This is a genomic window from Roseobacter sp. MED193, from assembly GCF_000152965.1.
GTDB lineage: Bacteria > Pseudomonadota > Alphaproteobacteria > Rhodobacterales > Rhodobacteraceae > Pseudophaeobacter.
In genome coordinates, this window is the sequence record NZ_CH902583.1 from 1,544,296 (window position 1) to 1,568,966 (window position 24,671).

The 24,671-nt window shown below is 59.0% G+C and carries 20 protein-coding genes; 6 read left to right on the plus strand and 14 right to left on the minus strand.

The features are described from left to right. Positions 1-246: 246 nt before the first annotated feature. The 4 genes from MED193_RS09735 (at position 247) to MED193_RS09750 (ending at position 4,643) form a co-directional block, all read left to right on the plus strand. On the plus strand, positions 247-2,220 hold the full coding sequence (locus MED193_RS09735; RefSeq protein ID WP_009809539.1) for a 4Fe-4S binding protein: 1,974 nt from the start codon (positions 247-249) through the stop codon (positions 2,218-2,220). Between the two features lie 175 nt (positions 2,221-2,395). Then, entirely contained in the window at positions 2,396-3,463 is a 1,068-nt protein-coding gene (locus tag MED193_RS09740; protein ID WP_009809541.1) for an Mrp/NBP35 family ATP-binding protein, read from the plus strand. Then, a complete protein-coding gene (locus MED193_RS09745; protein ID WP_009809542.1) occupies positions 3,460-4,164 on the plus strand; it encodes a biotin/lipoate--protein ligase family protein in 705 nt (234 codons plus the stop codon). Before MED193_RS09740 ends, MED193_RS09745 begins: the two co-directional genes overlap by 4 nt. After that, positions 4,164-4,643, plus strand: a complete 480-nt coding sequence (locus tag MED193_RS09750; protein ID WP_009809543.1) for a DUF6505 family protein — start codon at positions 4,164-4,166, stop codon at positions 4,641-4,643. Before MED193_RS09745 ends, MED193_RS09750 begins: the two co-directional genes overlap by 1 nt. A 313-nt stretch (positions 4,644-4,956) precedes the next feature. Here the strand turns inward: MED193_RS09750 and MED193_RS09755 are convergent, their stop codons facing one another. From MED193_RS09755 to phnC, 5 genes are all read right to left on the minus strand, one after another. Beyond that, positions 4,957-5,595: a chloramphenicol acetyltransferase gene (locus MED193_RS09755; RefSeq protein ID WP_039966085.1), complete on the minus strand. Its 639-nt coding sequence runs from the start codon at positions 5,593-5,595 to the stop codon at positions 4,957-4,959. Between the two features lie 77 nt (positions 5,596-5,672). Further along, on the minus strand, positions 5,673-7,052 hold the full coding sequence (gene phnE / locus MED193_RS09760) for a phosphonate ABC transporter, permease protein PhnE (protein ID WP_009809545.1): 1,380 nt from the start codon (positions 7,050-7,052) through the stop codon (positions 5,673-5,675). Next, on the minus strand, positions 7,049-7,918 hold the full coding sequence (gene phnE, locus MED193_RS09765; RefSeq protein WP_039966086.1) for a phosphonate ABC transporter, permease protein PhnE: 870 nt from the start codon (positions 7,916-7,918) through the stop codon (positions 7,049-7,051). The genes phnE (MED193_RS09760) and phnE (MED193_RS09765) overlap by 4 nt, the downstream gene beginning before the upstream one ends. Before the next feature lie 115 nt (positions 7,919-8,033). Continuing rightward, the gene (phnD, locus tag MED193_RS09770; protein ID WP_009809547.1) at positions 8,034-8,936 is read right to left on the minus strand and encodes a phosphonate ABC transporter substrate-binding protein; all 903 of its coding nucleotides are present in this window, start codon (positions 8,934-8,936) and stop codon (positions 8,034-8,036) included. A gap of 70 nt (positions 8,937-9,006) precedes the next feature. Beyond that, complete coding sequence (phnC, locus tag MED193_RS09775; RefSeq protein ID WP_009809548.1) at positions 9,007-9,819, minus strand: phosphonate ABC transporter ATP-binding protein; 813 nt, start codon at positions 9,817-9,819, stop codon at positions 9,007-9,009. A gap of 184 nt (positions 9,820-10,003) precedes the next feature. On the opposite strand from phnC, the gene rpe reads away from it, so the two are divergent. After that, entirely contained in the window at positions 10,004-10,693 is a 690-nt protein-coding gene (rpe, locus tag MED193_RS09780) for a ribulose-phosphate 3-epimerase (protein WP_039966087.1), read from the plus strand. A 341-nt stretch (positions 10,694-11,034) separates the two neighbouring features. After that, complete coding sequence (locus tag MED193_RS09785; protein WP_050757585.1) at positions 11,035-12,999, plus strand: methyl-accepting chemotaxis protein; 1,965 nt, start codon at positions 11,035-11,037, stop codon at positions 12,997-12,999. Positions 13,000-13,025: 26 nt separating this feature from the next. On the opposite strand, the gene MED193_RS09790 is transcribed toward MED193_RS09785, so the two are convergent. From MED193_RS09790 to MED193_RS22565, 9 genes are all read right to left on the minus strand, one after another. Next, positions 13,026-14,519, minus strand: a complete 1,494-nt coding sequence (locus tag MED193_RS09790; RefSeq protein WP_009809551.1) for a class I adenylate-forming enzyme family protein — start codon at positions 14,517-14,519, stop codon at positions 13,026-13,028. 51 nt (positions 14,520-14,570) lie between these two features. Continuing rightward, the gene (locus tag MED193_RS09795) at positions 14,571-15,353 is read right to left on the minus strand and encodes an oxepin-CoA hydrolase, alternative type (RefSeq protein WP_009809552.1); all 783 of its coding nucleotides are present in this window, start codon (positions 15,351-15,353) and stop codon (positions 14,571-14,573) included. Next, on the minus strand, positions 15,350-15,817 hold the full coding sequence (locus MED193_RS09800) for a PaaI family thioesterase (protein ID WP_009809553.1): 468 nt from the start codon (positions 15,815-15,817) through the stop codon (positions 15,350-15,352). The genes MED193_RS09795 and MED193_RS09800 overlap by 4 nt, the downstream gene beginning before the upstream one ends. Next, positions 15,798-16,940: an acyl-CoA dehydrogenase family protein gene (locus MED193_RS09805; protein WP_009809554.1), complete on the minus strand. Its 1,143-nt coding sequence runs from the start codon at positions 16,938-16,940 to the stop codon at positions 15,798-15,800. The genes MED193_RS09800 and MED193_RS09805 overlap by 20 nt, the downstream gene beginning before the upstream one ends. Further along, complete coding sequence (locus MED193_RS09810) at positions 16,937-18,136, minus strand: acyl-CoA dehydrogenase family protein (RefSeq protein ID WP_009809555.1); 1,200 nt, start codon at positions 18,134-18,136, stop codon at positions 16,937-16,939. Before MED193_RS09810 ends, MED193_RS09805 begins: the two co-directional genes overlap by 4 nt. A 110-nt stretch (positions 18,137-18,246) precedes the next feature. Continuing rightward, positions 18,247-19,422: an acetyl-CoA C-acyltransferase gene (locus MED193_RS09815; RefSeq protein ID WP_009809556.1), complete on the minus strand. Its 1,176-nt coding sequence runs from the start codon at positions 19,420-19,422 to the stop codon at positions 18,247-18,249. Beyond that, on the minus strand, positions 19,422-21,515 hold the full coding sequence (locus MED193_RS09820; RefSeq protein ID WP_009809557.1) for a 3-hydroxyacyl-CoA dehydrogenase NAD-binding domain-containing protein: 2,094 nt from the start codon (positions 21,513-21,515) through the stop codon (positions 19,422-19,424). The genes MED193_RS09815 and MED193_RS09820 overlap by 1 nt, the downstream gene beginning before the upstream one ends. A gap of 462 nt (positions 21,516-21,977) precedes the next feature. Beyond that, a complete protein-coding gene (locus tag MED193_RS09825) occupies positions 21,978-23,225 on the minus strand; it encodes a Tm-1-like ATP-binding domain-containing protein (RefSeq protein ID WP_009809558.1) in 1,248 nt (415 codons plus the stop codon). 97 nt (positions 23,226-23,322) lie between these two features. Then, entirely contained in the window at positions 23,323-24,666 is a 1,344-nt protein-coding gene (locus tag MED193_RS22565) for an aldehyde dehydrogenase family protein (RefSeq protein WP_368072277.1), read from the minus strand. Positions 24,667-24,671: the final 5 nt, after the last annotated feature.

Below are 24,671 nucleotides of genomic sequence, written 5' to 3' on the forward strand. Positions count from 1 at the left end.
GTTGGGACAAATTGGGGCGCTGCAATATCACCACCACAGCCCAGCGGTCTAAATGTCTATTTTGACAAAAAAGATCAGGAACTCTGCTCACCACCAAATGGCGAATCACCAGCTCTCAGCATCTGCCCGAACAGCTGCTTCTGGAGGTGAAAGCCGGTTTACCTCGACAAAGAATCAGAGCTAGTCTGACCCCCCAGCCAGCGGAGGATCCGATCGGATTTTGCCGAAATTTTCGCGAGGAAAAGAATGACCAAACAATTGATTTTATGTGATTGTTCAGGGACACAAGCCCTCAACCCCGAGGCCCTTTCCAAGGCCACCGGACTGGAGTGCAGTCGCGTTCATTCTGCCCTGTGCACCACCCAGGTGGAGGCGGCGGCAGCTGCAATTTCAAGTGGCGAATCGGTCATTTGCTGCGCCCAGGAAAAAAGATTTTTTGCTGACCTCGCCTCAGAACTGGACCAGCCTGAACTCCCGGTGCTCGACCTGCGGGATCGGGCCGGTTGGACCACTGATACCGGTGATCTGATACCCAAAATGTCCGCCCTGGTGGCAGAGGCCTCATTACAGATCTCCCCTGGCAAGTCCCTGGACGTGACCTGCGAAGGGCTATGTCTGATCCTTGGTGCGCCAGAGGCAGCGCTGGCCGCGGCCGAACGGCTCCAGGAGGTGCTGGGCATCACCGTGCTGCTTGATACCGATGCGAAAGAAGGCATATCTGATCCCGAGCGCCTCACCATGGGGCGCGCCTTTGATGTGGTGCGCGGCAAATTGCAGCGCGCCACAGGCGCCTTGGGTCAGTTCAAAGTCCGCTTTGATGCGCTTCAGCAACTGGATGCAACGGGACGCAAGTGGAGCTGGACAGCGGCACGCGACGGGGCCGTCTCCGAGTGTGACCTCATTCTGGATCTGCGCGGGGGAACGCCGCTGTTTCCGGCACCAGAAAAGCGGGAAGGCTATCTGCGGGCTGACCCCAGGAACCCACAGGCGGTTGCAGATGTCATTCTGTCCGCATCACAGATGGTGGGCACCTTTGAAAAGCCTCTCTACCTGCGCCATGAATCCCTGCTCTGTGCCCATTCCCGTGCTTCACAGTCGGGCTGCAGCAAATGTTTGGACCATTGCCCCACCTCGGCTATCAGCTCCGCTGGGGATCACGTCAGCATCGACCCGATGATCTGTGCAGGCTGCGGCGCCTGCGCGGCGCTCTGTCCCTCCGGCGCGATCACCTATGACGCCCCTGCTACGGACGCCCAGTTCCGTCGCATTCAAGTTCTGGCCAAAGCCTATCTGGAGGCCGGAGGCCAAAACCCTCGCTTGCTGGTGGTTTCCCCTCATGGCAGCGAAATGATCAGTCTCGCAGCTCGCTTTGGCCGCGGGCTTCCTGCGGACGTGGTGCCGCTTGAGGTCACCGCGCTCAATGCCTTTGGCCACGCGGAAATCCTAGCGGCGCTCGCAGCAGGTTTTGCCGATGTCTCGATCTTGCTAAGTCCTGGGATCGACCGCAATGTTCAAGAGGCAGAGCTCGCCCTGGCTCTGGCAATTGCCGGCCCAGAGCAGGCACGGCTGCTGGACCTTTCCGACCCGGACGCACTGAGTGATACGCTCTATGAGGCTAAGGCCCCTGCCGCTCTGGCAGCGCCGATCCGCCCCATGGGATCACGGCGCCAGATTGCGCGACAGGCCGCTATGGCGCTGCAGCCAGAGGCAAAACACCTGCCCCTGCCCGCGCAGGCCCCCTATGGTGCTGTTCTGGTCGATCAGGATAGCTGCACCCTGTGCCTGTCCTGTGTGTCGCTTTGCCCTTCCGGCGCATTGGGTGACAACCCCGATCTGCCGCAACTTCGGTTCCAGGAAGAAGCCTGCCTGCAATGCGGCATCTGTGCCAATACATGCCCAGAAGATGCGATTTCATTTGAGCCACGGCTCAATCTTGATCCCGTCGCCTTGTCACAGGTCGTCTTGCATGAAGAAGAGCCCTTTGCCTGTGTTGAATGCGGCGCTTTATTTGGGGTGAAATCCACCGTAGAGAAGATCACCGAGAAACTGGCCGGAAAACACGCCATGTTCGCCCGCCCAGAAATGGCGCGGATGATCCAGATGTGCGATGATTGCCGGGTTCAAGCCCAGTTTCACCAAAAGGACAGCCCCTTGGCTGGGGCAGAACGCCCCAGGGTCCGCACCACAGAGGATTATCTGAGCAAACGGCGGGATCATTGAGGGCTTGGTGCATCGGATAAAGCGCCCATTTGCGCAGATGGCGGATGCACCAAAGCTACAAGTCAGATAGATAATAGAAAAACAAAGAGGCTGAGGCACGCGAAACGGCGCCTTTTGCCTCAAAGCCAGACAGCCAGTGCCCAGCATGGGCCACCATCAAAGGAGCAAGTCCCGCGTGTCCATTACCCGAGAATCCGTCCTCGCGGCGCTGAAGAACATTTCCGATCCTGTCAGCGGCCAGGACATTGTCGCCGCAGGCCTCACACGGGGCCTCACCGTTGAGGGCGGTAGCGTGTTGTTTGTTCTGGAGATCGACCCTGCAAAGGCCGACATATATGGCCCGATCCGGGATCAGGCCGAGTCCGTGGTCAAAGACCTTGCAGGTGTGGAAAAGGTCTCGGTGATGCTGACGGGCCATTCCGCCAAGGCACCGCCCCCAGATTTGAAGCCCTCCAAACCCGCCGCACCGCAGGGCCCACAAAAAATCCCTGGCGTGGATCGTATTCTTGCCGTTGCCTCGGGCAAGGGCGGCGTGGGAAAATCCACTGTCTCTGCCAATCTTGCCTGCGCGCTGGCCGCTCAGGGACGACGCGTTGGGTTGCTGGACGCGGATGTCTATGGCCCGTCGCAACCCCGGATGCTGGGCGTCTCTGGCCGTCCCGCCAGCCCGGATGGCAAAACCATACTGCCGCTGCGCAATCACGGTGTCACCATGATGTCGATTGGCCTGATGACCAATGACGATCAAGCTGTTGTCTGGCGCGGGCCGATGCTGATGGGCGCGCTGCAGCAGATGATGATGCAGGTGCAATGGGGGGCTTTGGATGTGCTGATTGTTGATCTGCCGCCGGGCACCGGCGATGTGCAGATGACTCTGGCGCAAAAGGCCCATGTGGATGGCGCGGTGATTGTCTCGACCCCGCAGGATGTGGCCCTGATTGATGCCCGCAAAGGCATCGATATGTTCAACAAGCTCAACGTGCCAATCGTGGGCATGATCGAAAACATGTCGACCCATATCTGCTCCAATTGTGGCCACGAGGAACATGTCTTTGGTCACGGCGGTGTGGCGGCTGAAGCAGCCAAGCTCAACGTGCCACTGTTGGCAGAAATCCCGCTGCATCTGGATGTGCGCCTGGCTGCGGACAGCGGTGCCCCGATCGTCGCCGCCAAGCCAGATAGCGCCCAGGCAAAGGCCTTTATTGACGTCGCTGCGTCTCTGGTCGAACGGGGCGCCGCATGAGCCAGCTCTCCTTCCCGCCTCTGATGTCAGGCCTGGCCGTGACCGGGCAGGAAGATCCATTCGAAACCGCCTGCCAGCGCGCCGTCTTGGGCTGTGATGCAGGATTGTTGACCTATAATCTGGGGGCCGATCTGCTACGTGCCGCGCTGGTTTTTGCTCCAGAGGTATCCTTGCACAAAGCCATGGCCATGTTACCCACCTGCGGGATCGGCCTGCAAAACGCCCTAGGCGCCCTGGCCCCGCCCGAGGTGGCGGTGCATCTGGAATGGGGCGGCGGTCTGCGCATCAACGGGGGGCGCTGTGGTCGGCTGCGTGTCGCTGCCAGCACCAGCGACCCAGAGGCCATGCCAGACTGGTTGGTGGTGGGGCTGGAGCTGCCGCTTTGGCCCGCCAGCGAGGACACCGGTGAGACACCGGATCAGACCGCGCTCTACGCCGAGGGCTGTGCGGATGTTAAAGCTCCTGCCCTGCTTGAAAGCTGGGCCCGCCATGCGCTGCACTGGATCGCACGGTGGGAAGAAGATGGGGTGGAACCCCTGCATGCCGAATGGCGTGGTCTGGCACATGGGCTCGGTGAAGCCGGGCAGTGGAACGGCGCCTCTGGCACCTTCCTCGGCGTTGACGAAGATTTTGGTATGTTGCTGCGCGAGGCAGACACCACCCGGCTTATTCCTTTGACCACACAACTGGAGACCCCATGATGTATCTCGCCCGCGCCATCCATTTCGACGAGAGCGATCAGAATGTCTTTGCCAATCCTGCCCGCACTGGGGAATGGTGCATTTCCGGCGGCTTTGAATTCTCCAATTGGGTCGAGGACGACCTCACCGGCAAACAACGACAGGCTTTTGCCAACGGTTGGTTGGGGTTAGAGACATCGGGCCGGGTGACCTTTGTTGCGGTCACGCAGATTGAGCAGGGAGAGTTGGACAATTTGATTGAGCTTCTGGCGCAGCATTTTGTCGATTTTTACGGAGCCCCGGACCTCGCCTGCGCCCGCCCAGTGGCCATAGGAGAGCTGCAACAAATGCAGGATCTTTGCACGGAGAACCCAACGAACACTCTGCTCACTGTATCACGCGAACTGAGCGATGCTGGGGTGAGGGAAAGCTTCCGCAGCATTGAGCCGCAATCTGCCGGGCTCGAACAATTTGCTCTCCACGCCACCCCGGAAGACTGACCTTGCCTGACAAGGGCGCTCTCCCGCCCGTCGATAGATCCTTCCAGGATCTTCTCCCGTTGGGCCCAGCGCCGCTGACGCGGCGCGGGACCTTCTTTCAGAAGAGACAGGTCAAGGGCCGCAAAGCGGCCCTGCCGATAGGCAGGGTTTACCCTTGAGGTGTCGCTGATCCAATAAAATGGATAGGGTCCTTCAGCGGCAAATCTGACCCGGAAGGACCTCTCAGCAAATCTGTGTTGCGCCGTGCACCTGCGGCAGCGGGAGCCCCCCTATGGCTGGCAGCACCAGGGCGTCGCTCCAAGGAACAGTTCTGCTACAAACCACCCAGACGCGGCTCAGATGCATATTTCTCCAGAAAGGCCTCAGCGGTGAGCCTGCGAAAATCTGGCAGGCAGGTGCGCAACCGGGCGTGGTCCCAGTCCCACCAGGCCAGCTCCATCATTTGCTCGGCGACCAAGGCTGTATAGCGACGCCGGATCAACTGTGCCGTGTTGCCACCAACGATTGTATATGGCGCCACATCCTTGGTCACCACCGAACCCGAGGCAACAACGGCCCCATGGCCTATGGTCACTTCGGGCTTGATCAGGGCACCATGGCCGATCCAGGTATCATGCCCGATGTGCGCCCGCCGACTGGCGCGGTGCGCGAACCAATCCGCATCATCTGCTGCATCATCCCAATAGAGCGCAGAGCGATAGTGAAAGTGATGCAGAGAGGCCTTCTCCATCGGGTGATCCGTGGCTCCAATACGGGTGGCACTGGCAATATTTGAGAACTTCCCAATCTTTGCATTGGCGATATCGCTATTGCGGTCACAATAGGAGTAGTCGCCAAAATGGCTATTGGCCACACGGCTGCCTGCGCCAATTTCCACATAAGCGCCGAAACTGCTGTCGCTAATCTGGCAATCAGGATGAAAAAAAGGAGTCTCTGCGGATAGTCGTGCCACGTGGTGTACTTTCACTTTTCGGCCCCAGCCCCTTACCGAAAGAAGCTGGGGGTGTCGGTTACTTTGAAACCTGGGGTTCAGGGCAGCAGGAAGGCCTTGCCATCGGCGCGGGCCCTGCGCTTGGTCTTGCCGCCTTCTCCCTTGATCAGGCGGCGACGCAGCCAGCCTGACAGCCAATCCATCATCATCACCATCAGGATGATCAACACGATGTAATAGGCCACTTCTTCCCAATCTTTCTGAGTAATGATCGCTTGGGTCAAAAGCAGGCCGATACCACCACCGGTAATCGCACCAATAATGGTGGCAGAGCGGGTATTGGATTCGAGGAAGTACAAAAGCTGGCTCAACAGAACCGGTGTGATCTGCGGGATCACCCCAAAACGATAGCGTTGCGCCGGTTTGGCCCCCGTCGAAGACACCCCTTCGATCTGCTTCTCATCCACATTTTCCAAAGCTTCCGAGAAGATTTTGCCGAAGGTCCCGGTATCGGTCACCAGAATGGCCAGGGCACCTGTCAAAGGACCGGGGCCAAAGGCCCGCGCCAGCACCACGGTCCAGATCAGCGAGTCCACACCACGCAGGAAGTCAAAGAAACGGCGGACCACAAACCGCAGGGGCCCAAAGGGAGAGAAGTTTCGCGCGGCGATAAAGGCCAGTGGCAGGGCAAAGATTCCCGCACCAATGGTGCCGAGGAAGGCCATCAAAAGGGTTTCCGCGATGGCCCAAGCCACATCCTGATGCCGCCACATTTTGTTGTTCCAGAAGTCATGGAAAATTGCGCCTGCCTCGCCGGTTGCGGCACGTGTCAGCACCTCGCCGATGCCCATCCCGTGATAGGGGCTGTCCAGGGTAAAGAAGAACAGCTCCCAGCCAGTGAAATAACGGAAGACCTCGGCGCGGTTGCGGGTCACAGTCAGACGACCGGCATCGGTGGTAATGGCCAGACGGTTCTTGGAGACGCTGATCCACTCTGGCACATCGCCTGCGGGCAGCTCTGCCTGAACGCCTTTGGCGCGCGTTGGGGTGGCCCGGACCAACCCATAACCTGGAATGTCATATTCGATGCTGTCTGAGCCAAAGCGCACCAGATGACCATTCTCGAGATCGATCACGGTCTCGCCTTCGGCACCGGCAGCCAGCGTCACCCAGTCAGGGCTTTGTCCCTCAGGATAGGAGCCCTTGCGTTCGCCCTCAATGGCAACCGAAACCGAGGCATCGCGATTGTCGCGGGTCACATGGGTCTTGTAGCTATAGGTGTCGCTCACCAGGGTCTGGGCGTTTTGCCAGCTGACCCGCTGCCACAACCCGGGCATGTCAAAGGCAAAGAAGACATAGGTCATATAGGCTAGGACCAGAGCCGGCAGGGCAAAGCCCATCAGCTTCTTTTTCAAAAACAGGCGTTCCATATCCTGTTTTAACGTCGCGGGGGTCAATTCGGCCTCGAGAATGGTCATGCTTTGGCTCCATTGATCAAACGGTCACGCATTCCGCTCGAGATCTGATCGACCACGACGATGGTGATAAATAGCAAAAGGAAGATGGCGGCGGCTTCATCATAACGCCCCTGCCCCCAGGACATGGCGTTCTTCAGCTCGTAGCCAATGCCGCCTGCGCCCACAAAGCCCAGGATGGCGGAGGCACGAATGTTGATTTCAAACCGCAACAGGGCGTAGCTCACATAGTTGGGGCCGACCTGAGGGATCACCCCCAGCCACATGCGCTGTCCCCAGCTGCCGCCAACGGATTCGAGCCCCTCAACGGGTTTCAGCGAGGCATTCTCATTCACTTCAGAAAATAGTTTGCCCAGCGCGCCAGCCGTGTGGATGGCAATGGCGATCATCGCTGGAACCGGCCCGCCGCCCAGCAGAAAGATCAGCACCAAGGCGATAACGATTTCAGGGATCGCCCGGCTGATGTCCATGATCCGGCGAAACAACGGGATGAGACGCGGCCAGGGGGCCATGCCCCGGGTTGAAAGCAGCGACAGCAGAGTGCCAAAAACCACCCCGACCAGTGTCGAGGCCGCAGCGATGTTCAGTGTTTCAATCAAAGCCGGGAAGAAATTGACCAAATGCCCAGGCAGCTCGGCCGCTTTCTCGCTGGCCTCGGACAGAACCTCGCTTGGGTAGTCAAAGACATGGGTAATGCCATCATAAAAAGAACCGGCATTTCGGCCGTCTGCGGTTCGGAACCCCGCCATCATCAAGGCGACAAACACCACCAAAATTATGCCACCATAAAGACGCTTGCGTCGGGTCATCTCGCTGTATTGCGCGCGAATATCCGCCGTCGTGAGGGGCGCTGCGGTCAGATCTGCCATCTTTGCCGTCCTGAATTGGGTATCTGTGATCGCGCGCTTCAAAGCGCGTTGATCTTTGAAAAACGGGGTCCGGACACTGCTGCCCGGACCCCGAAGAAAGAGCCGTTGAGGCGTCTTAGTTAGACTTCAGCTGGCGGGCTTCGATGATCGCCTGATAGGCGTCATGGCCGATTGGCATAACGCCTTTGGCCTCACCGGAGAGCACACCATAGGCGCACTCAGGGTCCATCGCAGGCAGCGAAGCCATCAGGGCAGTGAACTTGACTTTGACGTCTTCTGGCAGGTCCTTGCGCAGAACGATCGGGCCTTCGGGGATCGGCTTGGACTGCCAGATCTGCACCAGGTCATTCATGTCGACCAGGCCGGCATCCACAGCGCGACGCAGGGCACCCGAGTTGTAGCCGTCTTCCCAGTTGCCGAGACCGTCGGCCCAGGTCACACCGCCGTCAAAGTCGCCATTGTTGACGCCAACGATAGTCTGCTCGTGACCGCCGGAGAATTTAACTTCGCCGAAATAGTCACCCGAGGTCATGGTGGAGCCGGTGATTTCGGGGATCTCAATCGACGGGATCAAGAAGCCGGAAGTCGAGTTAGGATCGCCAAAGCCAAAGACTTTGCCCTGCATGTCTTCCAGCGAGGTGATGCCGCTGTCGGCGCGGGCAAAACCAACCGAGTAGTAGCCATAGCCGCCATCAACGTTGACCTTCACCAGGATTGGCTCAACCGCTTCGGGGTCGGACAGGTAGGTTTTAGCGTAACCGGAGGCACCCAACCATGCCATGTCCAGCGTGCCGCCCAGCAGACCCTGGATAACACCGTTGTAGTCGGCAGGGGCAAACAGCTTGGTTTCAACACCCAGCAGCTCTTCGGTTTTGGCACGCAGGCATTCGTTGTTGTTCAGACGGTCCTGAGCGTTTTCACCGCCCAAGAGGCCGATGCGGAACTGGGTGATTTCTTCGGCCATGACGGGCGTTGTCAGAGCGGTCGAGGCCAGAGCGGCCAGCAGCAGTTTTTTCATCTTATTTCTCCGGTTAAGTTTTCCCGCCCCCCCATCGGGTACGGGTGATGAAATTGGATTGTTCAGGTGGTCAGGCTTGCGCCATCTCGGCCCGGATGGTGGCATCCAGGGTTTCGATCTCGGTGGATGTTGCCGCTTCCGAGAAGCTGGCATCGGCGCCGTAGATCTCGCGGGCGACGCCGGTGGTCAGCTGCTCGGGCAGACCATCAAAGACGATGCGCCCATCACGCATGCCCACCACCCGGTCGCAATAGCGCCGCGCAGTATCCAGCGTGTGCAGGTTGGCAATGACGGTGCGCCCGTCTTCTTCATAGATGCGGCGCAGGGCCTCCATCACGGTCTGAGCGTTCATCGGATCCAGCGAAGCAATCGGCTCATCCGCCAGAATGATCTTGGGATCCTGCATCAGGGCGCGGGCAATGGCGACACGCTGCTGCTGACCGCCCGACAGGGCCTCGGCGCGCTTGGCGGCATGTTCGGCAATCCCAAGGCGATCCAGAATATCAATCGCTTTATGGATGTCATCCATTGGGAAGAGATTGAACATGGTGGCAAAGGTAGAGCGCCGGTTCAACGTACCGTGCAGTACATTGGAGACCACATCCATACGCGGCACCAGGTTGAACTGTTGAAAGATCATCGCACAGTCTGACTGCCAGGCGCGCTTGTCGCTGCCCCGCAGGCCGGTTATCTCGCGGCCTTCAAACAGAATGCGGCCCTCGCTGGCATCTGACAGGCGGTTGACCATCCGCAACAGGGTTGACTTACCCGCGCCTGACCGCCCGATAACCCCGATCATGCAGGGTTTGTCGATGTCCAATGTCGCGGCATCCACCGCAATCTTGTCACCAAAACGTTTTGTCAGCTTTTCAATTCGCAGCACGGTTAGTCCCCTTCATTTCGGGCACTGACTAAGCCGTACAATCAAACGATTTGTGTCAAATGAATGAAGCTTTTGTAAACCTCGGCGCTGCGCAGCGTAAAAACTGCCTCTGTGCAGCGGCGCAGCAAGAGAGTATATGGCCACGGAACACTCCTCATTTGTCTTTCCAAAAGGAAACCGCCCGATGTCCTTTGACCGCAAGATCAAGATCGCCCCCTCCATCCTGTCCGCCGATTTTGCCAATTTTGGCCAGGAAATTCAGGCCATCGAGGCCCAAGGGGCTGACTGGGTTCATGTGGATGTGATGGATGGCCATTTTGTGCCCAATCTCACCTTTGGCCCCATGGCTGTGAAGGCCTTTCGCCCGCATGTGAAAACCGTAATGGATGTGCATTTGATGATCTCTCCGGTGGATGCCTATATCGACGCCTATGCGGATGCCGGCGCTGATGTGCTCACCGCCCATATCGAGGCAGGCCCCCATATTCACCGCACCCTGCAGGCCATTCGCGGCGCGGGCATGAAAGCGGGTGTGGCGCTTAACCCTGGCACCCCTGCCGAGGCCGTATCCCATCTGCTTGATCTGACCGATCTGATCTGTGTGATGACTGTAAACCCGGGATTCGGCGGACAACAGTTTATCGACATGACGGCCAAGGTGCGCCAGTTGCGCCAGATGATCGGTGACCGCCCGGTCCATATTGAGATCGACGGCGGCGTAGACCCCAAGACCGCGCCACTGGTTGTTGAGGCCGGTGCTGATGTTTTGGTCGCAGGCTCTGCAGTGTTCAAAGGAGGCTCGGTATCGACCCCCGAGGTCTATGGCGAAAACATGCGCGCGATCCGCGCCGCCGCCGAAGGGCACTGGGCTTAAATTCAGCCTCCCCACTATAATGGCCCCATCGCACTGCTCGCGCATCGGGCCGGATGTCAGTTTTCATAAACTTCCATCCAAGATTTCGGAGCGGTCCTTTGGGGCCGCTCTTTGCTGTTGTGCCTGTTCCTTGGTGCAATAACTCACAGGCCCCAGGGGCCAAATCTCACGGACAAATGGACAGTTGAGGCAAAGACAAATCAATTTTCAGGAAAATTAACCGAATCAAGTCACCTTCATCCTGTCGTTTTAGGTTTGGCAGTGTTTCGCCGTCTGTTTCGCAACCATCGAACGCCGGTTGTCTCGCTGGAAGCACCCTAGAGAATAGAAGGTTCGTTTAGGTGAATAAAGACTCTCTCTTGTTCAAATTGGCTGTGCCAATCCCCCTGTGTCTGTGTCTGGGCCTGCTCTTGGCTGGGATCGTCCTTCCCTCCGCGATGAGAAACAATGCGATCTCTAACGCCACCGAAGGCGCCAGCCAAACCGCCGAGCAGATCAAAGCCTTTCGCAGCTACTACACCAAATTTGTGATTGGCGATGTGAAAGCTTCCGGCGATATGTCTCCTGGAATCGACCACAAAAACGACCCCAACATCGTCCCTCTACCCGCCACCATGGTGCATGACGTTAGCGCCCAGTTGTCTGGTGAACCGCTCGGCTTTACGCTTTACAGCCCCTTCCCGTTTGAATCCCGCGCTGACCGCCCCACAGATGCCTTCATGGAGCAAGCCTGGGAGGCTCTTTCCAACGACCCTGAGGCTAGTTTTCAGCAGACCGAAGTGATCAATGGCAGTACCTTCCTGCGCGTCGCAGTTGCTGATCCTATGATCTCACAGGACTGCGTCTCCTGCCACAACACGGTGGCCGGTTCCCCCAAAACAGACTGGAAGGTGGGTGATCTACGTGGCGTGATCGAAGTCCGCCGCAACCTGGATCCGATTTTGGCCGGCGCGCAGTCGCTGTCACGCAACATCCTCATCGCCCTTGCTGTGGTTGGGACCATTCTTTTGGCCGTCTGCATATCTGTGGCCCGCTCGGTGACACGCCCGATAGGCCGCATCTGTAGCGACATTGCTGCCGTGTCTACGGGCGATCTGGAAACCGAGGTAACATCAGCGCACCGCAAAGATGAAATCGGCAAAATTGGCAAGGCCCTGGTCGAGTTGCAATCTGACCTACAACAGGCCCGCGTCGGCGAAGAGCGCCGCGCTGCCTTGCAGCAGGAACAGCACGACGTGGTTCAACACCTCAGCTCGGGGCTGGTCCGGCTCTCACGTGGGGATTTTTCCCAGCCGATTGATGTCGAATTCTCCGGGGCCCATGAAAAACTCCGTCAGAACTTCAATCTTACAATTGATACCCTCTCTGGCACCGTGTCCCAGGTCATTGAAGCATCAGAATCCATCGGTAATGGCGCAACCGAGATCAGCCAGGCCTCGGATGATCTGTCACACCGTACCGAAAGTCAGGCTGCAACGCTGGAACAGACCGCTGCAGCGCTGGACCAGATGACCGCATCGGTCAAGGCCGCCGCAGATGGGGCTCGCAGCGTCGAAGCCACCATGGCAGAAGCCCAAAATGAGGCCAAGAGCAGCGGCGAAGTTGTTGCCAATGCCGTTGCCGCCATGACCGAGATTTCAGATTCCTCCAGTCATATCGGTCAGATCATCACGGTGATTGACGACATCGCCTTCCAAACCAACTTGCTGGCGCTAAATGCCGGGGTTGAGGCCGCTCGGGCCGGAGAAGCTGGACGCGGATTTGCGGTGGTCGCCGCCGAAGTACGCGGCCTTGCACAGCGTTCTTCAGAAGCGGCAATGGAGATCAAGGCGTTGATTGGCGCCAGCGCCGAACAGGTTGGCCGAGGTGTTGATCTGGTTGGCAAAGCCGGCGAGGCGCTGAATTCCATTGTTGGCCGGGTGAACGAGATTTCGGAGCTCGTCTCCGATATTACTGAAGGCGCGGTTGAGCAATCAACCGGTCTGGCCGAGATCAATATTGGCGTCACGCAGCTTGACCAGGTGACCCAGCAAAATGCCGCAATGGTGGAAGAATCAACTGCCGCTGGCCACCTGCTCAAAGCCGATGCGCTCACGCTCACCCGGGTGGTTTCAGGATTTCAAATCCAGGGCGACAAGCGCACAGCCAAACCGCAAGAAGCCCCCACCCCTGTGGCCACAGACCCCACGACCGTCTCCCATGACTATTTGGACTGGGGCGATGAAGAGGTCCAACAAAGCGAACCTGTGCCACAGCAGGTCAATGGCCCTGTCGACAGTGGTGAAGGCAAGTGGCAGGATTTCTAAAGGCCTCGCCCGCATGCTGACGATGGTTATCGCAACTGCTGTGCAAATTGCTCCAACAGACGGTGCTTTAGAATTTTCCCGGTAGGGGCGGCTGGTAGGGCCTCGGTCAGTACGATCTGGGCTGGGCATTTGTACCCGGCCAGCTGATCACGCACAAACTGCATCAACTCCACCACCTCAGGCCTGTTCCCTTCTGCGACCTCAACAAAGGCCAATACCTCTTCATCGCCTTGGCTACGACGCCCGACAACAGCGGATTGCACCACCTGAGGATGGGCATTCAGCGCCGCCTCTACCTCGGGCGGGAAAACGTTGAAGCCCCCATGGATAATCAGCTCCTTTGAGCGCCCCTCAATGTGCAAAAACCCCTGCGCATCCAAGCGGCCCAGATCCCCGCTGCAGAGCCATCCCTGAGCATCCAGCACCTTAGCGGTTTCCTCTGGGTTGCGATAATAGCCCAGCATCACATTTGCGCCGCGCATCTGCACCTCACCGATGCCATCGCCACCGCCTGCCACGCTTTCATCTATCCGTACCTCCACCCCCGGCAGCGGCGGCCCAACCGAAATATCCGGGTTACCTGTACTTTGGTTCTTGGTCGCGCAAACACCGGCTGTGGCTTCGGTCATGCCATAGCCGTTTTGCAGGGGTACGCCATAAAAAGCCTCTGCCCGTCGTTTCCAGTCGGGATCCAATGGCGCCGCCCCAGAGGAGACATATTGCAAAACCGGGCTATCGAGGCGATCCAGTCCCTGTTCCTTGGCAAATTGCATCACCAGGGCATGCATCTGTGGCACCGCTGCCAGCCGGGTCACGCCACGTCGCAGAGCCTCATACAGTTTTGCAGCCGAGAACCGCGCCTCCAGCCAGACCTCGGCCCCCGCATAAAGCGAGGCTGTCATCACAGAAGCCAGCCCAAAAACATGGGTCATTGGCAAAACCCCGTAGATCACATCCCCAGGCACCATATTGCGCAGCTCGGCAGAGGCCTTGCCCCCAAAGAGCAGGTTGCCATGGGTCAGCATCACCCCCTTGGGGGCGCCGGTTGTGCCAGTGGTATATAGGATCACCGCAACGCCCAAAGGCGCATCGCCTACGCTTGGGTAGGGGCAGAGCCTATGCATCGCACCGAAAGAGCCAGTTATTTGCTCCGCCTCCAACCGCGCCGCATGAGCCTGTGCAGGGCCTTCTAGCTGCGTAGAAATCAATACCAAAGCCGGGCGAGCATGGTCCAGTATCCGATCCACCTCGCTGTTGCTCATGCGGGCATTGACCGGCACTGCCACTGCGCCACATTGGGAGGCTGCCATCAGGGAGGCGACGACCGCACAGCAGTTTTCTGCCAGAACCATCACCCGATCACCGGGCTGCACCCCAGCGCCTGACATCACCTGCGAGAGCTCCGCCGCAGCGATCGCCAGCTCTTTATAGGTCCAGCTGACCCCCAAACTATCGGAAAACCCAGCCGCCTCGGGTCGCGCGGCGACCTGAGCTGTCAATAGATCATGCCATAGCTTCATAACCGCATCTCCCAATTACTTTATGTTCTTTTACAGAAACTTAGGTCCTACCTAACGCGCGCCAAAACATGGGCGACGTTTCTCCAGAAATGCGGCGATTCCCTCGCCCGCCTCTGCCGCGCCGGCTGCTGAGGCCATCGCATCTCGCTCCCGGTCAAGCTGCGCCGCCTCAGGTGTCTCATAGGCCTCGGCCATCATATGGCGGATCACTTGCTGGGCCTCAGCTGGGCCTTTGGCCAGGGTATCCGCCAGGGCCTGCGCTGCAGCTAGAACCTCCTGCCTGGGCACCACCAGATTGACCGCCCCCAAGGCCTCCATGCGTTCGGCCGTTACGGGACGGGCCAAGAGACACATTTCCATCGCCAGGGGCCGTGGCAGGATCCGTGCTAGTGCAGAGGTCAATCCGCCATCCGGCACCAGACCGGCCTTGACATAGGCCGCCGTGAATTTGATGCCTGCCCCTGCCACGATAAGGTCAGCGGCCAGAGCAAGCGACAAACCTGCCCCAGCTGCCCCGCCTTCGACCGCAGCAATCACCGGCACCGGTGCTGCGCGCAGACCCCGGATCATCCCATGCAGCTCATCCACCTTGTCGCGCCGCTGGGCTTCGGTCAGGTTGCGTCGCTCGATCAGAACATTCAGATCACCGCCCGCGCAGAAAAAGCCGCCCTCAGATGTGAGCAAAATGGCGCGAATGCGTGGCTCCTGTGCCAGGGCGACAGCGTCATTGATCGCCTGATAAAGATCCGGCGAAAGAGCACCACGCCGTGCTGCATTCATGTTTACGACAACAGCACGATCACCTTGATCTTCCAGTCGAGCCAAAACCGTCATTTTCTGATCCTTTTGAAAACACCTGTGGCCGTCGCCAAGAGCCGCCCCTCATCGTCGTGCAATTCTCCAAAGAGATGCGCGATAGAGGCACCACCCCCGGTCACCCGCGCTGTGGCCGTGATCCGACCCTTGCGCACCGCTGCCACATAGGACAGCGTCAAAGAAACCGTGACCAAGGCAGCATGGTTTTCGCGATCAAAGAACTGCGATGCCGTATTGCCACAGACCACATCCAGCAGCGTCGCAACGATTCCCCCATGCAGTATACCGTGGCGGTTCAAATGGGGCGGCTGCAGATCGAGTATGACCACACATGACCCATCCTGCCGGTCAATCGTTGTCTTGTAACCAACCAGTTGCTGCACCCCCGGATCTTCGATCTGGAAGGTCTGGTCCGACTGCGACGGGCCAGTCTCATCCTGGCCCGTCGCCTGTTGATCTGCCTCAGGCAGCGCTTTGGTCAATGAACCGCTCCAGCTGCGTATCCGTGTCGCCAAAGCGGTGGTCCGCCATCACGATCCGCTTCGCGATATGAGCCAGCTCATATTCTTCGGTCATGGCAATACCGCCATGAAGCTGAATGCTTTCCTCAGCGACCAAACGTCCTGCCCGGCCAACCAGGTTACGCGCAGCTGAAATCTGCAGGGCCTGTTCCTCTGCGGAGGTCTCCAGGTGGCCTGCGGCATTGATCACGGCAGAACGCGCTTGCTCAAGCTCGATCAACAGGGTCGCCATGCGGTGCTGCAGCGCCTGGAAGCTGCCAATTGGCCGCCCAAACTGTTGCCGTGTCAGCAGGTATTCCCGCGTCATCTCGGTCGCAGCTTCCATGGCCCCGAGCGTTTCGGCAGCCAGAGCCACCTCAGCCCGATTGCTTGCCCGTTTCAGCGCTGCATAGGCTGCACCAGACGTCCCCAGGCGTGCATTCGCGGACAGACGGAGCCCGTCCAGGTCGACCTCAGCGGCCCGACCGCCAGCCAGCAATGCATAGCCACGCAGCGTCAGCCCCGCGCTGTCGCGCGGCACCAGGAACAAGGAAATACCCTCTTCATCGCCCGTCGCACCGGATTCGCGCGCCGAAACAATTAGATAGTCCGCAGCTTCGGCATTGATCACAACAGCCTTACGCCCAGTAAGGATAATGTCATCGCCCTCGGCCTTTGCCGTAGTCTCCACCTGCGCCAGATCATAACGGCTGTTGGGTTCACCATGGGCCAGAGCCAGGTGCACTTCACCACCGATAACTTGCTCGACCAGCTCTTTTTGCGCGTCGTTGCCCAGTGCGGCGATCAAACCACCGCCCAGAATTGCGGTATCCAGCAGCGGCTCTACCGCACCTGCACGCCCCAGCTCCTCGAAAACGGTGGTGAGGTCAAAGCCTGCGCCGGCAAACCCGCCCTCTTCTTCGCTGAACAGGGCACCGATGACACCCAGCTCGGCCAGCTTGGTCCAGATCCCGGCATCAAAGCCCAGGGAATTTTCCGCATTGCCCAAACGGGTGCTGGCGCGCAGCGCTTCCTGATTGTCCCGCAGGAATCGACGCAGGCTGTCTTGCAGCATTTGACGTTCTTCTGTCAGATCAAAGTTCATGCCCCGCCTCCCAGTTTGACTTTGGCAATGATGTTCTTCTGGACCTCGTTAGAGCCTCCAAAGATCGAAAGTTTGCGATTGTTGAAATACTGCGGGGCGGCGGCTGCGCTGCCTTCAGGACCCATATCAGGCTCATTGGCGCCTTCCAGGGCCTCTGACACAAAGGGCATGGCATAGGCACCAGCGGCGCGACGCGCCAGATCGTTGATCTCTTGGCGGATTTCAGTCCCCTTTACCTTGAGCATCGAACTTTCGACCCCCGGCGCCTGACCCGCAGCCGCGCGGGAGATAATCCGCAAATTTGTGGTGGACATGGCCATCAAGTCAATCTCAGCCCGTGCCACACGTGCGGCAAAATGCGCGTTCTCGCTCAAAGGCTTGCCCCGGTGCATCTGGCTGCTTGCCATACGTTTCACCGCGTCCAGTCCGGCGCGACTAAACCCGACACCGGCGATATTAGTCCGCTCATGAGTCAGCAGGTATTTGGCATAGGTCCAGCCCTTGTTTTCCTCACCCACCAGATTTTCGACCGGCACTTTGACGTCGGTGAACCAGACCTCGTTCACCTCATGGGTGCCGTCCAACAGGATGATGGGGCGCACTTCGATACCCGGCGTGTCCATGTCGATCAGCAGGAAGGAAATACCAGACTGCTGCTTGGCATCCGGATCTGTGCGCACAAGGCAGAAAATCCAGTTGGCGTGCTGACCCAGAGTGGTCCAGGTTTTCTGCCCATTGACCACATAGTGGTCGCCCTCCCGCACAGCGCGGGTTTTCAAACTGGCCAGATCCGACCCGGCGCCAGGCTCGGAATAGCCCTGGCACCACCAGTCTTCACCAGACAGGATACGCGGCAGATAGTGGTCTTGCTGCGCCTTGGAGCCGAACTTCTGTAGCACCGGTGCCAGCATCGCCAGACCAAAGGGCACAATGCGCGGCGCATGGGCACGACAGCATTCTTCTTCAAAGATATGGCGCTGCACCGCGTTCCATTCACAGCCGCCAAATTCCTGAGGCCAGTTGGGAGCCAGCCAGCCCTGCTCATTCAAAATGGCATGCCATTTCTCGTGCCCCTCTTTGCCAAGTTCACGCCCCAGGCGAATGGCCTCGGACATTTCCTTTGGCAATTTCTGAGCCAGAAACTCTTGCACTTCGGCGCGAAACGCCTGCTCTTCGACTGAATAATTCAGATCCATTTGGTGCTTCCTCCCTGAAAGCCGCCCCCCGGCCCACAGGCCCGGGCGCGCCCAGGCGACCCTCGATGGGTCGTTTGGGCGCTCGTTTTTGTTGGGTTAAACACTTTTGATCAGTAGATCTCGAACAGGCCTGCAGCGCCCATGCCGCCTCCGACGCACATGGTGACAACGCCCAGCTTGGCCCCACGGCGCTTGCCTTCGCGCAGGATGTGGCCAACCATCCGGGCACCGGTCATCCCAAAGGGATGTCCAATCGCGATAGAACCGCCATTGACGTTGCATTTCTCGTCGTCGATTCCCAGGCGATCCCGGCTATACAGTGCTTGGCTCGCAAAAGCTTCGTTCAGTTCCCAGATATCGATGTCATCCACGGTCAGACCATGACGCTCCAACAGACGTGGCACAGCAAAAACTGGGCCAATACCCATCTCATCCGGCTCACAACCAGCAACAGCAAAACCTTTGAAGGCACCCATGGCCTCAATCCCGCGTTGCTCAGCCTCTTTTGCATCCATCAGCACCACCGCAGCGGCGCCATCCGACAGCTGGCTTGCATTGCCTGCAGTAACAAAATTACCCTCGCCCCGAACCGGGGCCAGGCCACTCAGACCATCCAAGGTGGTGGTGGGACGGTTGCATTCATCCCGGTCTACCAGCGCCTCCTTCATTGAGATCTCACCGGTTTCCTTGTCCTTGACCGCCATTGTGGTGGTCATAGGTACGATCTCATCTGCGAACAGTCCGGCCTCTTGCGCCGCGGCAATGCGCTGCTGGCTGCGCAGACCATAGGCGTCCTGATCTTCGCGGTTGATACCATAGCGCTGTGCCACAATGTCCGCAGTTTCGATCATCGTCATGTAGGTTGCCGGCTTGTGTTCCGCCAACCAAGCTTCTTTGACTGAACGCGCCTTGGGCTGCACCATCGAGATGCTCTCAACCCCACCGGCGACCATAGGCCCTGCACCCTCGCAGATGATCTGCTGAGCAGCCAGGGCGATGGACTGCAAACCGGACGAACAGAACCGGTTCACGGTCAGGCCAGATGTTGTCACTGGCATGCCTGCCCGCAGGGCAATCTGGCGCGCGATATTGGCGCCGGTCTCGCCTTCGGGCGTGCCGCACCCAAAGATGCAGTCTTCGATCTCAGCAGCCTCAATGCCAGCACGGGCAACAGCGGCTTCCACAGCCGTGCCGCCCATAGTGGCCCCATGCGTCATGTTGAAAGAGCCACGGAAGGACTTGGCCAGACCAGTCCGGGCAGCGGAGACAATAACGACTTGTTTCATCAGCTGTTTTCCTTGTTGAGATCGTCAAATGTGCGGCCCTCGGCCACCAGTTTTTCCAAGAGCGGCGCGGGATCCCAGAAGTAAGAGTCTTCCTCGGCGCCTGCTTTGATTGTCGCCAACACCTTGTCCAGGCCTTCGATATCCGCCCATTTCAGCGGCCCACCGCGATAGCGTGGAAAGCCATAGCCAAAGAGCAGCGTCATATCGACATCGAGCGGACGCCGGGCGATGCCCTCGCCCACCACTTTGGCAGCCTCATTGACCATTGCGGCCATATAGCGGGTGACGATTTCCTCATCGGTAAAGCTGCGCGGGGTGATCCCTTTGTCAGCACGCTCGGCCGCGATCAGATCCGACACTTCCGGATTTGGCGTCCCGCCACGCTTGCCCGCCTCATAGACATAATAGCCCTTGCCGGTCTTCTGACCAAAGTTGCCGGCCTCACACATCTTGTCGACATAGGAGCTGTCGCGTTCGCGCGGGTCCATGCCCTCGGCCCGCTTGCGTTTGCGCATGGCCCAACCGATGTCGAGCCCGGCCAAATCGGCCACCGCAAAGGGGCCCATGGCAAAACCAAAATCCGTCAGCGCCTTGTCGATCTGATAGGGCGAGGCCCCATCCAGGATCATGTGATCTGCAGCCTTGCGATAAGTCGACAGAATGCGGTTGCCGATAAAGCCATCGCAAACTCCGGCGCGCACCGAGATCTTTTTCAGCCGCTGCCCCAGCGCAAAGCCAGTGGCCACCACGTCCAGCGCGGTTTTGTCGGCAACGACAATCTCCAACAGCTTCATCACATGAGCAGGCGAGAAGAAATGCAGCCCGATCACATCTTCGGGGCGCGAAGTACAGGCGGCGATTTCATTCACATCCAGGTAGGAGGTGTTCGAAGCCAGGATCGCGCCTTTCTTGCAAACCTCGTCAAGTTTTCCAAAGACCACTTTCTTGACGCTCATCTCTTCAAAGACAGCCTCAATCACCAGATCCACATCGCTGAGAGCCGCGTAATCCGTGGACAGGGTCAGGATTTCTTCGGTGAGCTGGGTGAACTGCGCCTCAGAGATCTTGCCCCGCTTCAAAGCGCCTTGCAGGTTGCCAGTGATCCGCCCCTTGGCAGCCTCTGCAGCCGCCTCGGTCATCTCCAACATCACAACGGGCAGACCAGAGAGCAGCGCCGCCGTGGCAATGCCCGCCCCCATGGTGCCGCCACCGATGACACCAATTGAGCCCAGTTCGCGCGGCGCAACACCCTTCAGCTCGGGCAGCTTGCTGACCGCACGCTCCGAGAAAAAGGCATGGATCATGCCCTGACGCTGGTCTGTGTTCATCAGTTCCATGAACAGTTCGCGTTCGCGCTTCATGCCCTCATCAAAGGGCAGCTCACAGCAGGCCTGAATTCCGCGCACCGCTACGGCGGGTGCCAGTAGGCCCCGGCCCTTTTTCAGAACTTTTTCATAGAGCGCGTCAAAGTCAACCGCCTCTGGCGCGGGCATCTCACTGACAGGGCGACGCGTGGCGCCACTCTCCAACAGCTCCTGCGTATAGGCCAAACCAATCTCGCGCGGCTCTCCTTCTTCGATACGGTCCAGAATGCCCAGCTCCAGGGCTTCCTTGGCGCCAACCTGTCGGCCCGAAGTGATGACATCCACAGAGGCCTCTACACCAATCAGGCGTGGCAGGCGCTGCGTCCCGCCGGCGCCAGGCATCACACCGATCAGGACTTCAGGCAGCCCAACACGGGCAGAGGGTACCGCAATTCGGTAATGCGACCCCAGAGCCACTTCCAACCCGCCGCCGAGCGCCGTGCCGTGCAGGGCCGAGACAACCAGCAAAGGAGAAGATTCGATACGCGTGCAAAGATCTGGCAAAAAGATCCCCCGTGGCGGTTTGCCAAACTCCGTGATGTCAGCCCCAGCAAAATAGGTGCGACCGTCACCATAGATCAAAACTGCCTTGGCACCGTCTTTTTCGGCCCGTTCGATCCCGGCCAGCAGGCCTTCGCGAATATCATAGCCCAGCGCATTTACCGGGGGGTTCTGTGCTTTCAGAACCGCGATATCACCAATGCGCTCATATCCGATGGCATCTGTCATTCGAATCTCCTCTCCCTCTGTAGAGCCGCCGGGCATTCCCCAGGGCAGGCCCTCGATATTTCTCAATCTCAGCACAAGCCAAGTCGCCCCGCCAAGCCCCTGTCCTATACAGCAATCCAGAACCCTGCGTCACAGCCCCTGGTCCCGAAGGTACAGTTTTTCAGCCGCGCGGCATTTGTCAAAAATTCCATTATGCAGAACTCAGTTCCACAGAATTGGAGGCACACTAGGCAAGAGCCACCCAGTGATCAAGCAATAAACTTACGCGACGCTGGGGAATGCCGCACTGCGGAGAGACCTGGTGAAACGACAATGGCAAAAGAGGGCAGCTGCCTCATGCAGATACCCTCCTTTGCAAGACGATGGTACTCTGTGCCCCCGCCACATGCCCCTGTGGGACAGCTGACGAGAAGCGAGGCAGGCAGGCTATCAGCTGCGCCAGAGCGACCTGCTGTTTGTCGTCTATTTCGTCTGTACTGTGGCGCGGACCACACCTTTGGCAGTCCAACTGTCGAAAATCTCCAACACGCGCGCGCAAAAATCTGCATCATTGATGTGGCAATCCAGCTCATGCAACGCGACATTGTCAGGGCAGGCCCTGCGCAACTCGCCACAAAAGGCTGCCAGTCCTTCGGCATCATGCAGATCACCACCAGGGCGATCCCACTCGTTGCACCCCTGGGTGGGTAGAACCACCGCAACCGGAGCCTGTGCCTGCGCCAGTTTCATGCACATCTCCCGCGCCACTGTGCGGCGCTCGTCCGATTCTAACACGGCCGAAGACAGCAGCCGGTTATGGGCATGAATCGGCCGTCCCTCGAACGGTTCAGGCACCCCTTGCCAACCCACAAAATCCACCAGGTCATAGCAGCCGGGCGCCACCAATTGTGGCGTCGCAGCCCGCCCCGCATTTGTCAGGCGATCCGCTCCTGCCGACAGCCCACCGAACAGATGATTTGACACCTCCTGAGGCGCAAAATCCATCACCGCAGCAAAGGCGCCCTCTCCTGCCAGGCTTTCAAAGGCCCGCCCCCCCATGCCGGTGGCATGAAATACTGCCACCTCAAAGCCGCGCGCCTCCAGTGCCGGCTTAAGCGTCACCATGTAGTGCAGCACAGTCTTGCCAAAAGACGTCATGCCGATCAAAGGCCGCTCCCGACGGGGGGCTTCGACAGCCCGCGCTGCACCCAATACCGCTCCTGCAGCCTGGCTCAACGCGGCCTTACAGATCGAATTCAATCCATAAAGCCCCCCGGCCCAAAGGATCATCTGCACGTCCGCCGGAATACGCTCTGGCGGCATCAACGGGGAAAAGGCGACAGTAGAGACCACATATTTTGGCACTCCGACCGGCAGTGCTGCGCACAGATCCAACGCCAGATCGGTCCCCATGGTGCCGCCCAGCACAATCACCCCACCAATACGCCCCGCGCGATACAGCTCCAGCGCTTTGGCTGCGGCCCCGGCACCCATAATCTGCATCGCTGTGTTTTCATCGCCCGATGCAATCGCCGCCTCGATCGAGGATCCACCGGCCTCGGCAACCTGATGTTTACTCACATCCGTCGGGCGGCTTGGATCCCCAAGGACACTCACATCCATCGACATAACCCGACCACCCTGACCGTGGATAATCTCCGCCAGATACTGCAGCTCATCGTCCTTGGTATCGTAGGTGCCTGCGACCAGAATTACCTTTTCCTCAGTCATAAAACTCTCTCCCAGCGGCAGCCCGCTGCTCCCCCACCATCATCTTTCCAAAAATATTCCCGCCGGAGGCCACAGGTTTTGCCCCGCAAAACCTGTTTCACAACTGGATCCAAGCGGTTTTTAAGTCCACATATTTGTCCAGGGCATGCAGGGATTTGTCATGCCCATTGCCAGACTGGCCAACACCGCCCAAAGGCACCGTATTGTCAGCGCCCCCATAGGTATTCACATGCACAACCCCAGCGCGGATACCCGCAACCATCCGGTGGGCCCGCGAAAGGTCAGCAGTCCAGACCCCGGCGGCCAGACCAAAATCAGTGCCATTCGCCAGGGTCAAAGCCTCGGCCTCACTCTCAAATCTGGTAACGGATAAAACCGGCCCAAAAACCTCGCGCTGGAACAATGCGTGATCGCGCGCCACATGGGTGACAATAGTGGGCGCCATATAGCTGCCGCCGGTCTCTTCCAAAATACGTGACCCGCCAGTCACCACCTGGCCGCCCTCTGCACGGGCCATATCCATGAAGGAAAGGTTGCGCCGCAGCTGATCCTCGGAGTTCACCGCGCCAATCTGGCTGCCCAGATCCAAGGGGTCCCCCACGATTAACGCCTCGGCTTCAGCCTTCAACAAGGCCACAAATTCATCATGTACCGCAGCCTCAACCAGCAGCCGCGAGCCTGCCACACAGACCTGACCGGAATTGCGAAAGATCCCCATGGCCGAAACCTTTGCCGCCTTGGCCAGGTCCGGCGCATCGGCAAAGACAATATTGGGGGATTTTCCGCCCAGCTCCAGATAGCAACGCTTAAGGTTGGAGCGCGCTGAGGCCTCCAACAATTTGCGCCCGGTACCACCCGATCCGGTAAAGGTCAGAACATCCACCCCCATGGACATCGCCAAGGCCGCGCCGGTCTCTGCACCAGAGCCGGTCACCACATTGAACACCCCGTCTGGCAAGCCGCATTCGACGCAGATCTCCGCCAGACGCAGCAGAGTCAGGGACGCCGTCTCCGCCGGTTTCAACACCACGGAATTGCCCATGGCCAGGGCCGGTGCCAATTTCCAGGCGCCGATCATCAGCGGAAAGTTCCAGGGGACAATGGCCCCAACCACCCCAACAGGCGCGCGATGCACCAGCCCCAGCACATCCAGTGCCGTTGGCGCAACCTCACCGGCAACCTTGTCCAACGCCTCGGCGTAATAACGGAAGGTTCCGGCAGCCGATCCTGGCTCGGCTTTCAAGGCCATATTGAATTCGGTGCCATTGTCGCGCACGCCCAGAACCGCAAGTTCCACCGCCTCGGCCTCGATCCGATCGGCAATCCGGTGCAGCACCTGCTTACGTGCGGCGGGGGACTGCCGCGCCCAGCGGCCATCCTCAAAAGCCCGCCGCGCCGATGCGACAGCGCGTTCAACATCTGTTGCAGAGGCGCCCTCAATTGAGG